This is a genomic window from Mesorhizobium sp. M1348 (assembly GCF_040317925.1).
Classification (GTDB): domain Bacteria; phylum Pseudomonadota; class Alphaproteobacteria; order Rhizobiales; family Rhizobiaceae; genus Mesorhizobium.
On the sequence record NZ_JAMYLH010000016.1, the window covers coordinates 84,149 to 98,470 of the forward strand.

The window sequence follows — 14,322 nt, forward strand, 5'->3', positions numbered from 1 at the left end:
CGCATCGAATCGGGAAGGAGACGGTCATGGGCCGCGTTGTCGTTTGGCTGATCGCCGCAATCTTGTTTGTCGGCCTTTCCCTGCAGCCGGCCCTGTCGGAACCGAAGCACGCGCTTGCCATGCAGGGCGAACCGGCCCTGCCGGCCGACTATGATCATTTCAACTACGTCAATCCCGACGCGCCGAAAGGCGGCAGCATTACTTACTGCGTCGTCGGCAGCTTCGACAATCTCAATCCGTTCATACTGAGAAGCCTGCGCACCACCGCGCGTGGCATGATGGATCAAGCCTTTGGCAATCTTGTTTTCGAGCCGTTGATGCAGCGCAACTACGACGAGGCCTTCAGTCTCTACGGCCTGCTCGCCGATACCGCCGACATGGATCCCGAGCGCAAGAGCATCGAATTCCACCTCGATCCCAGGGCCAAATGGTCGGACGGCGAGCCAGTGACGCCGGAAGACGTGTTGTTCACCTATGACGTCTTCACCGAGAAGGGCCGACCACCTTACAGCCAGCGAATGAAAGCGATTGCCAAGCTCGAAAAGACCGGCGACCGCAGTGTGCGCTTCACCTTCAACGATAAGGCGGACCGCGAATTTCCCCTGATCATTGCGCTGACGCCGATCATCCCGAAACACGGCTTCAACAAGGACACCTTCGACAGGACGACGCTGAAGCCGGTGATCGGCAGCGGGCCTTACACAGTGGCGCAAGTCGTGCCGGGCCAGCGCATCGTGTTCAAGCGCAATCCGGCCTATTGGGGCAAGGACGTGCCGTCCAAGCGCGGCTTCGACAATTACGACCAGATCACCATCGAATATTTCCTCAACGCCAACGCCAAGCAGGAAGCGTTCAAGAAAGGCATCTGCGCCATCGACGAGGACAGCGACCCGGTCAAACGCGAGCGCGATCTCGACTTTCCGGCCTTCCACAGGGGCGAGGTCATCGCCGAAACTTTCGACACCGGCATTCCGCCGGTGGTCAACGGTTTCCTGTTCAACACGCGGCTGCCGAAATTTTCCAATCCGGTCGTGCGGCGCGCGCTCGGCATGCTCTACGATTTCGAATGGGCCAACAAGAATCTGTTCGGCGGCAAATACACGCGCACGATGAGCTTTTGGCAGAATTCCGAACTGTCCGCGCTCGGCCACCCGGCTAGCGAACAGGAAAAGGCCCTGCTGGCCCCCTATCCCGGCCGCGTGCCTGCAGATGTCATGGACGGCACCTACAGGCCGCCCGTCACCGACGGCTCCGGCCAGGACCGCAAGGTGCTGAAGGCGGCATTCGAGCTGCTGAAGAGCGCAGGCTATACGGTGCAGGACGGCGCGATGCTCGATCCCGAGGGAAAGCCATTCGGCTTCGAGATCCTGACCGCCTCGCAGGACGAAGAGCGACTTGCCGCTATCTATCAGCGCACGCTTGAGAAGCTCGGCATCGATGTCGGCATCCGCAGCCTCGACGGTGATCAGATCCAGTCGCGCAAGCAGCGTTTCGATTTCGAGGTGCTGGTCGGCTCGACCGGTTTCAACAACTCACTGTCGCCCGGTATCGAGCAAACCGGGCGCTGGGGATCCGCGGCCGCCAAGGCCGAAGGATCGTTCAACCTCGCCGGCGTCGCAGATCCGGCGGTGGATGCGGCGATCGAGGCGATGCTGAGAGCCCGTTCGAAGGAGGACTATGTCGCCGCCGTCCGCGTTCTCGACCGGCTGTTGATCTCAGGCAATTACATGGTGCCGACGCAGCACAACAACCGGCAATGGCTCGCTTATTGGAACTATCTGGAACATCCGCAAAAGACGCCCATATACGGTTATCAGTTGCCGACCTGGTGGCGCAAACCGAAGTGACCTCTTCAGAACAGGAGATCAAGATGAACGACGAGAACTCGATTACCGTCGATGTGGTCTCCGACGTGGTGTGCCCCTGGTGCTTTATCGGCCAGAAACGGCTCGACAAGGCGATTGCCGCCGTCGACATCGACGTTCACATACGCTGGCGGCCCTTCCAGCTCGACCCGACGATTCCGCCCGAAGGCAAGAACCGCCGCGACTACATGGTGGCGAAATTCGGCAGCGAGCAACGCATCCGCGAAATCCATGCCCGGATCGAGCCGTTGGGCGAGGCTGAAGGGATTTCCTTCGCCTTCGACGCCATCAAGGTCGCGCCCAATACGCTGGATGCGCACCGTCTCATTCGCTGGGCCGGGACGGCCGGCGAGGCGGTTCAGAACCGGCTGGTGCGCCGGCTGTTCCAGCTGAATTTCGAGGAAGGCGCCAATCTCGGCGATCATGCCGTGCTGATCGAAGCGGCCCGCGAGGCCGGCATGGATGCCTCCGTGGTCGAAACGCTTCTGCCGACCGACGCGGATGTCGAGGCGGTGCGCGCCGAAATCGCCACCGCTTCGCGCATGGGCATATCGGGCGTGCCGTGCTTTCTGCTTGAAGGCAAATATGCGGTGATGGGCGCCCAGGACGCCGATACGCTTGCCGATGCACTCCGCCAGGTCGCCGCGGCCAAGGCACGCGGCGAACTGGAAACGGCCAACTGAGCCGGACTATTGCACCGTCACCTTGGCCTTGCTGACGAAAAAGCCATGGCCATGCTTGCCGGTGCAGGTCAATCCCTTGGTGGATGACTGGCAGAAAAACGGCCCCTTGCTCCAGCTATTGCCGTAAGCCAGCTTGGTGACGTCGCCGCAGCAGCCTTGCTCGCCCGGATTCTTGATCAGCGTCGCCGGGCCTTTCGGGCCGAGGATGATGGTGACGTAGCTGGGCTCGACGCGCGAACAGCTCAGTTCCGGTCCGGCATCCTGCGGCTCGTAGGTGCTGGTGCCGCCCTTCGGCGTGTAGATGCAGCCAATATTGCCGGACGGCGTGTTGAACTCGATCTGTCCCTCGGCGTTTGCGGGAACGGTCTGGCTGCCGGCATATGTTTGCGGCAGCCAGGCGAACGTTGCGAGCATCGCCACAAACAATGTCCGTGCAAGCATGAAGAACTTCCCCCCGGTTCAAACCTGGATGCGTCCGGCAGGTTCGATCCGAAGCGCATCTTTGTCAAACGCAGTTTGCGCGCGCTCTAAAAAAGTACGGTCTGATCGATGTTGGTCTGCATCCTGACTGTAACGGCAAAGTCAGTGCTTGGCCGATTACGGGGTCCTGACAAGGCGGCTTCAACCACGAATCATACGGTCACGTTCTGGCCGCCGACGAGGTCGGACCTGACCGTAAAGGCGGACTGAAGATCGGTTCAGGCTGTGAAGATCGACCGCTGGGCGGCGCTTCTATGTTCACAAAGCTGTGTGAAGACCTTCCCTAGGGGAAGGTCTCTACTTGCTCCGGCGCAGGCAAGTAACTACTTGAAATGGCGTTGGTATTCCACCCCTCGAAACGTAACAGCCTAACGCCGCGATCATTCATTCTGTTGCTCCACTGCAACGGCCCGCGAGCTAAGCCACCTGCGGCCGGAGAAAAGCTAATGGAAAATGATCAATTGGTGTTACTGTCCGTAACAAAAGAAAAATCGTTTGGGCGGGATAGTGATTCGGGTCGATAGACCAACGCGACATTCAATATCGGAAAAATGGCTCCGCGGTGCCGCAAGGCAGTCGCCCCTGACGCCCGTATCGTCGATGCGCAGCTTCTGGGGGCTGATGCGGGCCTACTGGTTCTCGGACCGTTGGAAGGAAGCCTGGACGCTGACGCTGGTGATCGCGCTGGTCACCGCGCTGTCCAGCAAGGCCGACGTCTGGTTTACTGTGGCCTTGGCAGAGCTGCAGACTTCGATCGCTTTTTTCCACGATGCCGCGAATACCACGCCACTTAAGACAATACTGACCAACGCCGGTTTGCTCGTGCTGCTGGTCGTGCTCAAGGACGTGGGTATTGCTGGCATTCGCAACCTTGTTTCCAAGACATTGCATCGCAAATGGCGTGGCTGGGTGGACAGCCGCTTCAACGAGGCGCTGCTCGACACCAACCATACGCATTTCCATGCCCAGCATGGTTCTTCCGGCCACGCAGCTCCCGACAACATCGACCAGCGCGTGCAGGAATCCATCAAGGCCATGACCGGCGGGGCCATCGGGCTTGCTATGGGTGTGCTAAGCGTCTTCACATCGTTCTACTTTCTCGGCGGCGAATTGCTGAAAAACTCTGTCGAGGTGAAGGGGCTGGAGTTTCTCGGCAGCTACGGCAGCGCCGTCCTTGCTCTCCTGGCAATCGCTGTCTATGTGCCGTTCAACACCTGGATCGCGGTGAAACTCGGCCGAATGCTGGAGTGGCTAAACGTCAGAATGCAGCAGGCCGAAGGCAATTACCGCAGCGAGTTGATCACGTTCCTGCGCCGCAGTTTTCATGTCGCCGCATCGCAAGGCGAGAATGTGCAGAAGACTGTGCACAGCCAGCGTTATGTCGACATTGACCGTACCTGGGCCAGACTGAACATCGTCAATACCGGCTACGCCTCGTTCGAGCTGATCTATAATTTCATCGGCGCCCGCATTGTCGCTTACGGGCCTGGGCTAGTACCCTTCATCCACAACGGTCTCGACCTCAAGGGTTATTTAACGGCCTCCGAGCAGGTCAATAAGCTGATCAGCAACTGTTCGTGGTTCATCCATGTGATGCCGGAGATCGCCACCTTGCGCGCCAACAGCCAGCGCGTCGTCGAATTGGCGCAGGCGATCGAAAACGTCCAGCATCCGCAGGAATTCTACAGCCTGACCGGCCGGTCCGACTTCCGCTACGATCGTCAGAACCCGGTCTTCGGCCTGACCATCCAGAAGCTCGAACTGGCGCATCAGGGCGAGGACGCAACGCCCTTCCTGAGTGCCGCGAATTTGCGCTTCCGGCGTGGCGAATGGACGTTCCTCAAGGGCGAATCCGGTTGCGGCAAGACCTCGCTGATCAAGGCGATCAACGGCCTGTGGCCTTACGGGCGCGGTACGATTGTCTTCCCGGAAGGGGTCAGGAGTTTCTACGCCGCCCAGGAGGTGAAGCTGCAGCAGGTTTCACTGAAGCAACTGGTCTGCCTGCCCGGTTCCGAGCACGATTTCGCCGACGCGCAGGTCGCATCCGCCCTGCACAAGGCCGGCCTCGGCGATTTCATCGAGCATTTGGCCGATGAGAGACGTGAAGGAAAGATCTGGGATCAGGTTCTCTCGGGTGGGCAGAAACAGAAGCTGGTTGTCGCCCGCATCGTGCTGCAGCAGCCGGGATTGCTGTTCCTCGATGAAGCCACTGGCGCGCTCGACCCCGATGGACGGATCGCCTTCCACCAGGCGATCAAGGACAATTGCCCTGATGCAACTGTGATCTCGATCATGCATGAGGCGACGCCGCCGAGATCGCTCGCGGGCACCGAATTCTACCACAGCGTGGTTGCGATCGCCGACGGCGTCGCCACCAAGAAGCCGCTGGTTCCGAGCTTGCCAGTCGAGCTCACCACCATCCTCACGCAGCCGACGCGGCCGGCCGAGGACAAGTGGCTGCGCTTTCCCCGCCGGCTGAAGCAGAGATAGCCGCGACGCCACTGTCGTTGCCGGCCAGCCTGCCACCTAGCCCGATCACAGTCTCGCGATCCAATCGGTCTGCCGCCGTTTTAACCCGCTCTCGCGATTGACTCGGCAAGGCGCGCTCCTAAGTTGCGCCGGCTCGCAGAGATCCCTACCCGAACCCGCGAGCAGAAAGGTCACCGCGCCATGCCTGGCGACAGTCACAGTCGAACGCAACCGCCGTCCGCTTGACGTGACCTGACCGGCTCACGTCCTGCCGGACGGCAAGGAGTGAGACATGAACGAGTTTTCCCCCCCTGGCGGGCGGCGATGCCATCGCCATCGCCCGCGTGCTTGCAAACGAACACATCGCTGACATCGTCGAGGCCTTGAACCAGGAGCCCCGCGAGACGGCATCGGAGCTGCTTTGCGAAGTGCCGTTCGAGCGGCTGGTCGAGATCTTCGACCAGCCGAAGCTCAACGGCGCATCCGAACTGGTCGAGGCGCTGCCCCGCATCAAGGCAGGCAGACTGCTTGCCGCCATGTCGGTCGACCGCGCCGCCGACATACTGCGCGATCTGAACGAGCCGGCTCGTTCCGAACTGCTTGGTGGCCTAGCGCCACCGCTGCGCGCGACGCTGCTTGCCATTCTCGGCTATCCCGAGGGCAGCGCCGCCTCGCTCATGACGACCGAATATGTCAGCGTGCCGCCGGACTGGAGCGTGGCCCGCACGCTGGATTATATCCGCAAGGTGGAGCGGACGCGCGAAACCGTCTACGCGATCTACATCGTCGATCCACAAACGCATGTCCTGTTGCGCTCGACCAGCCTGCGTCGACTGATCGCTGGCGAGCCCGACGAGCTGATCATGGCAATAGCGCCGGATCGTGCGCCTATCACCGTTTCACCGCTGACCGATAGTGAAAAGGTTGCTCAATTGATCTCGAAATATGATCTGCTCGCGGTTCCGGTCGTGGACAACGGCAAGCTCCTCGGCATCGTCACCATCGACGACATCATCGACACGATGATCTCGGAAACGACCGAGGACGTGCATCGTTTCGGCGGCATGGAGGCTCTCGACGAGCCCTATATGAAGATGGGCTTTCTGGCGATGATCCAGAAACGCGCCGGCTGGCTGTGCGCGCTGTTTATCAGCGAGATGCTGACCGCCAACGCGATGCAGAGCTACGAGGGCGAGCTGGAAAAGGCGATCGTGCTGACCCTGTTCATTCCATTGATCATGAGCTCCGGCGGCAATTCCGGCTCGCAGGCGACCTCGCTCGTCATCCGGGCGCTGGCGCTGCGCGAAATCGGCCTCGGCGACTGGTGGCGGGTGGCATTGCGCGAGCTGCCCACCGGCCTGGTGCTTGGCTCGATCCTTGGCGTGGTCGGCGTCTGCCGCATCGCGCTCTGGCAGTATCTCGGCTTCTACGACTACGGCCCCCATTGGCCGCTGATCGCAATGACGATCGGCGCCACGCTGGTTGGCATCGTCACCTTCGGCTCGTTGTCTGGATCGATGTTGCCGTTCGCCCTGAAGCGGATCGGCTTCGATCCGGCCAGCGCATCGGCTCCGTTCGTCGCCACACTGGTCGACGTCACCGGGCTGGTGATTTATTTTTCTGTGGCGCTGGTGATCCTGCGCGGGACGTTGCTGTAAAAAGACTCACGCCCTTCCATCGCGGCAATCTCGTTGCCGCGATGAGTTATTGTCGCGTCAGACGCGCTCACCATCCCTCACCCGGTAAGTCGGCTTGTACATGGTGACGAGTTCTTCCGCCGCGGTCGGATGCACCGCCATGGTACGATCGAAATCATCCTTGGTCAGCCCCGCCTTCAGCGGTATGCCGAGGAGCTGTGCCATTTCGCCGGCATCCGGCCCGAGGATGTGGGCGCCGAGGACTCTTTTCGAGGCGCCGTCGACGACCAGCTTCATCAGCATCTTTTCGTCGCGGCCGGAAAGCGTGTGCCGCATCGGCCGGAAGGTGGCGCGGTAGATTTCAAGATCCGAGAAGCGTTTTGCCGCCTCATCCTCCGACAGGCCGACCGTGCCGATCTCGGGCTGCGAAAAGACTGCGGTCGCGATCGTGTCATGGTCGGGCGCCGTCGGCTTGTCCTTGAAGGCGGTCTCGACGAAGCACATCGCCTCGTGGATTGCCACCGGCGTCAATTGCACGCGGTGGGTGACGTCACCGATCGCCCAGATGTTGTCGATGTTGGTGCGGGAGTATTCGTCGACGTGGATTGCCCCGGTCTTGGTCATCTCGATGCCGACGCCCTCCAGGCCCATGTTCTCGGTATTGGGAATGCGGCCGATGGCGAGCATGACCTGGTCGACCGTCAGCACCGTGCCGCCGGTGACAAGCGCGTCGAGTCGGCCGTCAGGCCGCTTCCTGACCCACTCGGACACGGCGTGGCAGAGGATTTTTATCCCCTTCTTTTCCATCGTTTCGTGCAGCATACGTCTGAGGTCCATGTCGAAACGGCTGAGGATCTCCTTGCCGCGGTAGACCAGCGTCGTGTCGACGCCAAGGCCGTGAAAGATATTGGCGAATTCGACGGCGATATAGCCGCCGCCCTCGATCATGATTGCCTTCGGCAACTCCTTTAGATCGAAGGCCTCGTTGGAAAAGATGCAGTGCTCATGGCCGGGCAATGCCGGATGCGGCGCCGGGCGCCCGCCGGTAGCGATCAGGATCTGGTCGGCGCTAACGCTGCGATCCTCACCGAGAAGATGCACCACATGCGGATCGACCAGGGTGGCGCGCGAGTGAAAGACCTCGCCGCCGGCGCCCTGCACGTTCTTCTTGTAGATGGCCTCCAGCCGGCTGATCTCGCGATCCTTGTTGGCGACCAGCGTCTTCCAGTCGAAACGCGCCTCAGGCACCGTCCAGCCATACCCGGCGGCGTCGGCGAAATGCTCGGGGAATTGCGAAGCGTAGACATAGAGTTTCTTCGGCACGCAGCCGCGGATGACGCAGGTGCCGCCGTAGCGGAATTCCTCGGCGATACCGACCCGCTTGCCGAGTGCGGCCGCGACGCGCGCCGCCCTCACCCCACCGGAGCCGCCGCCGATGACGAAAAGATCGTAGTCGTAACCGGCCATGGCTGAACTCCTTGCCCCTCAAACTCCGAGACAGGTAGGCTGCCGACTATCAAAAGAAAAGCCCGGACTTGCCGGGCTTTCTGGTCCAGTGGCGGTCAGGCCGCTCGGAAGTCCGCAATCAATTCGGTGTGGCGTCCGCGGGAGCTGCGCCATCGGCCGGAGCGGTACCGTCGGCAGGTGCAGCCGGCGCCTTGGCATTCGCCGCAGCACCCAGGGTCTCGCCGACCTGCTGGGCGAGATCGCGAGCCAGGCCGTTCTGCCAGATCTCGGCAGCCTTCACCAGTTCGCGCGTCACGATCGGGCCGTTGTCGAGCAGCTTCTTGCCGGAATCGGAATTGTAGAAGGCGGCAATTTCATTGAGTTCCTTTTCCGAGAACACCTTTGCATAGGCTAGCGCCGCTTCCTTTTCCAGGTCGGCGCGGCGCGATGCCAAGGCCATCGCCTTCTCGTTGATCGTCTTGGCGATCAGTTCCTGCATGTCCGGGTTCTTCTGGATCAGCTGCTGCTCCAGTGCCGCGGCCGCTTGCGGCAGGATGCTGTCGAACGTATCCGTCGCATGGATCGCCGCGACGGCGGCGCGCGCCGCCTTCAAATGCGCATCGGTGACGTCCTGCGAAAACGCAGGCGACGAAAACGCGAAAACGGCCGAGGCCGCCAGAATGGCAAAAAAGCGGCCAACCCGGTTATGCAACATCATGATCGGTAAAACTCCCTGATTTTCGGGCGGCATGGACGGTTTGGATGCCGTCGCCGCCGGCTATGATGGCCGTTGATGCCAGCCCGATGAAAAGACCATGCTCGACCACGCCCGGAATGGCGTGGAGAGCATTCGAAAGCGCTCTTGTATCCGGAATGCGGCCAAAAGATGCATCGAGGATAAAATGGCCGCCGTCTGTAACAAATGGCTGGCTCCCCGTCATCCTCAATGTAACGGGGCCGGAAAGGCCAAGGTTTGCAGCCGCCGCGCCGACCGCAATTTCGGTGGCGCGCAGGCCAAACCGGTTGACTTCGATGGGCAGCGGAAAACGGCCGATCATCTCGACCATCTTGGAGCTGTCGGCGATGACGATCATGCGGGCGGAGGCCGCCGCGACGATCTTTTCGCGCAGTAGCGCGCCGCCGCCGCCCTTGACCAACGTCAGCGCCGGATCGATCTCGTCGGCGCCGTCGATGGTGAGGTCGAGCTCGGGCGTTTCCTCGAAGGTCGACAGAGGCACACCAAGCTCGTTGCAAAGGACGGCGGTGCGCTCCGAGGTCGGCACGCCGATGACCGTCAGGCCAGTGGCGACCTTGTCGGCGAGCAGCCGCACGAACTCGTCCGCTGTCGTGCCGGTGCCGATACCGAGCCGCATGCCATCCGTGACATGGGCAAGCGCTGCCCGCGCGGCCTCAACCTTCAATTGCCTCGCATCCATGCCGGGTCCCAAGATTTGTTTTGGCGCTCGTAGCATTTTTGCCGGGCTGGTCAAAGGACCTTGCCCGCGGTGGATAAGCCGGCTTGCCTGAACGGGCCGCAGCGGCTATCGCCTGCCGGCAATCAAATCGTCACAGGACAGGCCATGACCCGACCGATCATCGTGTTCGACCTCGACGGGACGCTGATCGACACGGCGCCGGACCTGCTCGACAGTCTCAACCACAGCCTTGCCGCCAGCCAGCTCGCGGCCGTCGACGAAGCCGGCTTCAAGCGCTTCGTCGGCCATGGCGGCCGGGTGATGATCGAGCGCGCTCACGCAGCGCAGCATAGGTCGCTGGCAGTGGAGGAGCACGACCGCCTGCTCAAGCTGTTTCTGGACCATTACACCGTTAACATCCCCGGCAAATCGCGCCCCTACCCCGGCGTCCCCGAGGCGATCGCACGGTTCGAGGCAGCCGGTTACCTGCTGGCCATCTGCACCAATAAATACGAGGCCAATTCGGTGGCATTGATCGAGGCGCTCGGCCTGACCAGGCATTTCGCGGCGATCTGCGGTCAGGACAGTTTTCCGTTCCGCAAGCCCGACCCGCGCCATCTCACGCAGACCATCGCGCGCGCCGGCGGCGACCCGCACCGTGCACTGATGGTCGGTGATTCGCAGACCGACATCGACACGGCAAAGGCCGCCGGGATTCCGGTGGTGGCAGTCGATTTCGGGTACACCGACCGCCATGTGCGAGAGTTCGAACCGTCGGCGGTAATCTCGCATTTCGATTCTCTGACGCTCGACCTGGTACAAGGACTGATGGCCTCGGCAGAAGGCTGAAGCCGGGCATCAGGCGGACCGCAGATGCCGACCGACAAGTGGTTGACTTCGCAGGCCGGCCTCCCTTATATCGCGGCGCGCTTGGCCTTCGGGCAACGAGCGGGCGATTAGCTCAGCGGGAGAGCACACCCTTCACACGGGTGGGGTCGCAGGTTCAATCCCTGCATCGCCCACCATCTGCTTTCCTGAATCAATTCAAGCCAAGCCAGAGCGGCTAGCAGCTGCAGGTAGCCCCCTCGCCGCCAAAATTCTTTTGGGCAAAATTCAAAGCGCTGCTGTAGCTCGTATAGCTCTGGAACTGGCAAACGTTGGAGCCGGCCCGCACCTTCATCTGCTCGATATCCCAGAACGAAACCTCGATACGGTCGTCGGCGCAATAGACTGTATAGCGCTCAGGTTCAAGCGCTGCGGCTTTCTGCACAGGCATCGAAATGGCCAGGATGGAAAGTGTGAAAAGTACAAATATGATGGCATGACGCGTTTGCATGTAGACCCCCGAATGACCACCGGCACTATTATGGCCGCGATGTTGAGACGACGCATCATGATTTTAAGCAGTCGCCGTGTTCTTTCGGCGGCCATAAATCAGGTACGGACGTCTCCCTGTAGCGCAACGCTCCGCGATCCCGGAACAAACCTGCATGGAAACGAGTTTCTACTGATCGAGATGTGAGGGAAAGCCATGTCCAGACTTGTTTTGGCGGCCGCCGTGCTGCTTGTCGGCGGATCGGCCTTTGCCGCGGACGAAAATCCGGTGCCGCCGCAGAATGCCAAGAAGCTGTCGGAAATCATTGCTAAAGTCGAGCAGCGCGACGACTTCCGCTACATCAAGGAAATCGATTGGGACAGCGGCGCCTACACCGTCATTTATTACACGAACGACAAGGCCAAAGTCGAAATCACCTATGATCCGGTGACAACCGCGCCGAAATGAAGCTGTCCGCCAACGGTCCAGATTCTAAAAAGTGACGCGCCTCGAAGGCCCCCGGCCTTCGGCACACCCTTGCGTAGATATGACTTTGATGGCTGACTGGGTGCTATCATTGCGCGCGGGGGTGGGCATGGCGACGGCGAAGCACGTATTGAAGCGCGTTCTGATGATGCTCGCCGGTTATTTCGTTGCGGTATTGGTGGGCTTGATCGCGGTGGCGGCGATCTATGGCGGGCTGAGCTCGCTGCCAAATGCACCGAACTATTTCGACGTCATGGGTGTCACACCCGTCGCGGTGCTTCTGGTGCCGCCGCTTGGTATGTTCATCTATTTTCTGACGATCGTGCTGACCGCCCTGCAGACACTGATCTTCGCACTGATTGCCGAGTTTTTCTCGCTGCGCAGTTTTTGGCTGCATATGATCTTCGGCGCCGCGGCCGCGGTTGGCGGCTTCGCCTTGATCTGGCCCAGTGTACCAGACGACACGAACCCGGAGCGTTGGGCCGATATCGGTATCATTGCCGCGGCAGGCATTGTTGCCGGCCTGGTCTATTGGCTGATCGCCGGGCGCGACGCCGGCTTCCGGCGTCCGCTGTTTCAGCGCTAGAACCGTATCTCAGCTAGCCGGCGAACGCACCGCTTCGGTGCTGTCGAGCGCCTGCTGCAGCCGTGTGTCGCGGCCGTAGACGTCGTTGAAATATTCGACGGTGCCGGACAGGTCCGGCCATGCGGTGAAATAGGCGACATAGACCGGGATCTTGCGTGTCACGTCTTCGGTCGAATGTCCGTGTTTCAGTCTGTCCTCGATGTAGTCGACCGAGGTGCCGAGAACGGCAGCCGCCATGCCGCGCGGATCCTGCAAGCGAACGCAGCCATGGCTGAGCGCGCGCATGTCGCGCTGGAAAAACGACTTCTGCGGCGTATCGTGCATGTAGATGGCATGCTTGTTGGGGAACAGTATCTTCAGCTCGCCCAGCGCATTGGCCTCGCTCGGCAGCTGGCGCACGCCGTAAGGTATCTTTGCGCCGTAGGCGCCCCAATTGACCGAGGAGGAGGGAATGCGCTTGCCGCGGGCATTGACCACCTCATAGCCGGCGCGGTCGAGATAGCCCGGATCCCGGCGCAGCCGCGGCAACATCTCGTTGACCAGGATCGACTGCGGCACGCCCCAATAGGGATGGAAGTCGACCTGCTCGATCTGGTCATAGAAGAAAGCAGTCTGGTTGGTGGGCCTGCCAACGACGGCGCGGGTCTTCAGCTTCTCCTCGCCGTCGTCGATGTAGCTCGCGGTGAAAGCCGGCTGGTTGATGAAGACGCGCGGACTGCCGAGATCAGAAGGCAACCAGCGCAACTCTTCGAGCGCAACCCGAACCTTCTGAATTTTGTCGGCCTTGGACGTTCCGGCCAACGATGCAACGGTACGCGGGCCGATGACGCCGTCGCCTTTCATGCCTGCCCGTTTCTGCACCGCCTTGATCACCGGCACCAGCTCCGGATCGTAAACCTGGCTGGTGGCGAGCCTCGCCAGGACCTCGCCATAGGCGCCGCCCATCTCGTCATCGAGATTGCGCGCGATCTTTGTCAAAAGCCTCGGCAGCTCGGGGCTGGTCTGCCCCGGCTTCAACAGTAGATTGGGATCGATGGTGATTTCGTCTTCGGCGCTGGCCTGGAGCGCTTCCAGTTCGACGCGCAGCGCCTGATACTCGGCGTTCTGTGGATGCCGCGATTCGAGGTAGGTGCGCACTTGCTGGGTATGGGCCAGCGTCTTCAGCACCCCTTCCATGTCGAGCGGCTTCGGCGGAAAATCGTAGTAGCCGGTCATGCGGTTGGGATCGACGCGGCCGCTTTGTGCGTCACGGGCGTAGCGCAGGACGCGGGCCGACAGCGCCATCTCGAAGCGGACCAGCTCTTTCAGGCGTTCATCGGCATTGCCCGCCGATGCGCCTGCTGCCGGAACTTCGACGGTGTAGTCGGCGGGCGTCAGGCCGTAGCTCGCGGCCTCGCCCAGCACCCGCACGGCATCCTCGGCACGGCTGCTGGGACTGGTTCCCGTCACCCAGATGAAATCCGGATTGGCCGAGTAATAGGCGATCAGCGCCTTGGCGATGTCCTTCTCGGCGTAGAGGTCATATCCGTCGAGCCCGGCAATGGCTTCGCGGAATGCAGCCCCGGTGGCCGCCGGCTCGAATGCAGCATCCTGAGGCGTTGCCGGTTCAGGCGCTGCCGACAGTGCCGAAAAATCGACGCGCACCAGCGGATCGCTTTTGTAGGTGTAATAGGACGGGCTGCTGATTTGCGCACCACCGCCGGAAGCGGCCGGCGCCTTGGGCTTCGGCTTGTATTTTGACGGTGGCGGCGGAAAGTTACCTTTCGGCGGCGCGTGTTTGACGCCGCCGCCGAAAAGCATATCGAAGAACCCTTGCGCTTCAGCCTTCGGCGCCCCGAGGGCCAGCATTGCCGCGGCCACCGCAAAAGGCAGCACGGTTGCTTTGTTTCCAAGGAGTTTCATGGATCACCCGCTCCGGTTGAACCGGATCCCGTTCCGCA

The 14,322-nt window shown here is 61.3% G+C and carries 13 protein-coding genes and 1 tRNA gene; 8 read left to right on the forward strand and 6 right to left on the reverse strand.

What is annotated here, in order from left to right:
* Positions 1–26: 26 nt before the first annotated feature.
* Both NKH13_RS23635 and NKH13_RS23640 read left to right on the forward strand, forming a co-directional pair.
* A complete protein-coding gene (locus tag NKH13_RS23635) occupies positions 27–1,847 on the forward strand; it encodes an extracellular solute-binding protein (protein WP_352719470.1) in 1,821 nt (606 codons plus the stop codon).
* Between the two features lie 23 nt (positions 1,848–1,870).
* A complete protein-coding gene (locus NKH13_RS23640; protein WP_352719469.1) occupies positions 1,871–2,548 on the forward strand; it encodes a DsbA family oxidoreductase in 678 nt (225 codons plus the stop codon).
* Positions 2,549–2,554: 6 nt separating this feature from the next.
* Here the strand turns inward: NKH13_RS23640 and NKH13_RS23645 are convergent, their stop codons facing one another.
* Positions 2,555–2,989, reverse strand: coding sequence for a hypothetical protein (locus tag NKH13_RS23645; RefSeq protein WP_352719468.1), 435 nt, complete (start codon positions 2,987–2,989; stop codon positions 2,555–2,557).
* A 639-nt stretch (positions 2,990–3,628) separates the two neighbouring features.
* Here NKH13_RS23645 and NKH13_RS23650 point away from each other — a divergent pair.
* Together NKH13_RS23650 and mgtE are read left to right on the forward strand one after the other, a co-directional pair.
* On the forward strand, positions 3,629–5,518 hold the full coding sequence (locus tag NKH13_RS23650) for an ABC transporter ATP-binding protein/permease (RefSeq protein ID WP_352719467.1): 1,890 nt from the start codon (positions 3,629–3,631) through the stop codon (positions 5,516–5,518).
* A 290-nt stretch (positions 5,519–5,808) separates the two neighbouring features.
* Entirely contained in the window at positions 5,809–7,155 is a 1,347-nt protein-coding gene (gene mgtE / locus NKH13_RS23655; protein ID WP_502914577.1) for a magnesium transporter, read from the forward strand.
* Between the two features lie 57 nt (positions 7,156–7,212).
* Here mgtE and gor read toward each other — a convergent pair whose 3' ends face one another.
* From gor to rpiA, 3 genes are all read right to left on the reverse strand, one after another.
* A complete protein-coding gene (gene gor / locus NKH13_RS23660) occupies positions 7,213–8,601 on the reverse strand; it encodes a glutathione-disulfide reductase (RefSeq protein WP_352914716.1) in 1,389 nt (462 codons plus the stop codon).
* Between the two features lie 118 nt (positions 8,602–8,719).
* The gene (locus NKH13_RS23665; protein WP_352448901.1) at positions 8,720–9,298 is read right to left on the reverse strand and encodes a DUF2059 domain-containing protein; all 579 of its coding nucleotides are present in this window, start codon (positions 9,296–9,298) and stop codon (positions 8,720–8,722) included.
* On the reverse strand, positions 9,285–10,016 hold the full coding sequence (gene rpiA, locus NKH13_RS23670; RefSeq protein ID WP_352719464.1) for a ribose-5-phosphate isomerase RpiA: 732 nt from the start codon (positions 10,014–10,016) through the stop codon (positions 9,285–9,287). Before rpiA ends, NKH13_RS23665 begins: the two co-directional genes overlap by 14 nt.
* Before the next feature lie 144 nt (positions 10,017–10,160).
* On the opposite strand from rpiA, the gene NKH13_RS23675 reads away from it, so the two are divergent.
* Positions 10,161–10,844: a phosphoglycolate phosphatase gene (locus NKH13_RS23675; RefSeq protein WP_352719463.1), complete on the forward strand. Its 684-nt coding sequence runs from the start codon at positions 10,161–10,163 to the stop codon at positions 10,842–10,844.
* Between the two features lie 101 nt (positions 10,845–10,945).
* A tRNA-Val gene (locus NKH13_RS23680) sits at positions 10,946–11,020 on the forward strand.
* A 38-nt stretch (positions 11,021–11,058) separates the two neighbouring features.
* Here the strand turns inward: NKH13_RS23680 and NKH13_RS23685 are convergent.
* Positions 11,059–11,331, reverse strand: coding sequence for a hypothetical protein (locus NKH13_RS23685; protein ID WP_352914720.1), 273 nt, complete (start codon positions 11,329–11,331; stop codon positions 11,059–11,061).
* A gap of 195 nt (positions 11,332–11,526) precedes the next feature.
* On the opposite strand from NKH13_RS23685, the gene NKH13_RS23690 reads away from it, so the two are divergent.
* Both NKH13_RS23690 and NKH13_RS23695 read left to right on the forward strand, forming a co-directional pair.
* Complete coding sequence (locus NKH13_RS23690; protein ID WP_292653589.1) at positions 11,527–11,778, forward strand: PepSY domain-containing protein; 252 nt, start codon at positions 11,527–11,529, stop codon at positions 11,776–11,778.
* Positions 11,779–11,905: 127 nt separating this feature from the next.
* Positions 11,906–12,382: a hypothetical protein gene (locus tag NKH13_RS23695; protein ID WP_292653588.1), complete on the forward strand. Its 477-nt coding sequence runs from the start codon at positions 11,906–11,908 to the stop codon at positions 12,380–12,382.
* A gap of 9 nt (positions 12,383–12,391) precedes the next feature.
* Here the strand turns inward: NKH13_RS23695 and NKH13_RS23700 are convergent, their stop codons facing one another.
* Positions 12,392–14,284, reverse strand: coding sequence for a L,D-transpeptidase family protein (locus NKH13_RS23700; RefSeq protein WP_352719461.1), 1,893 nt, complete (start codon positions 14,282–14,284; stop codon positions 12,392–12,394).
* Between the last annotated feature and the right edge of the window lie 38 nt (positions 14,285–14,322).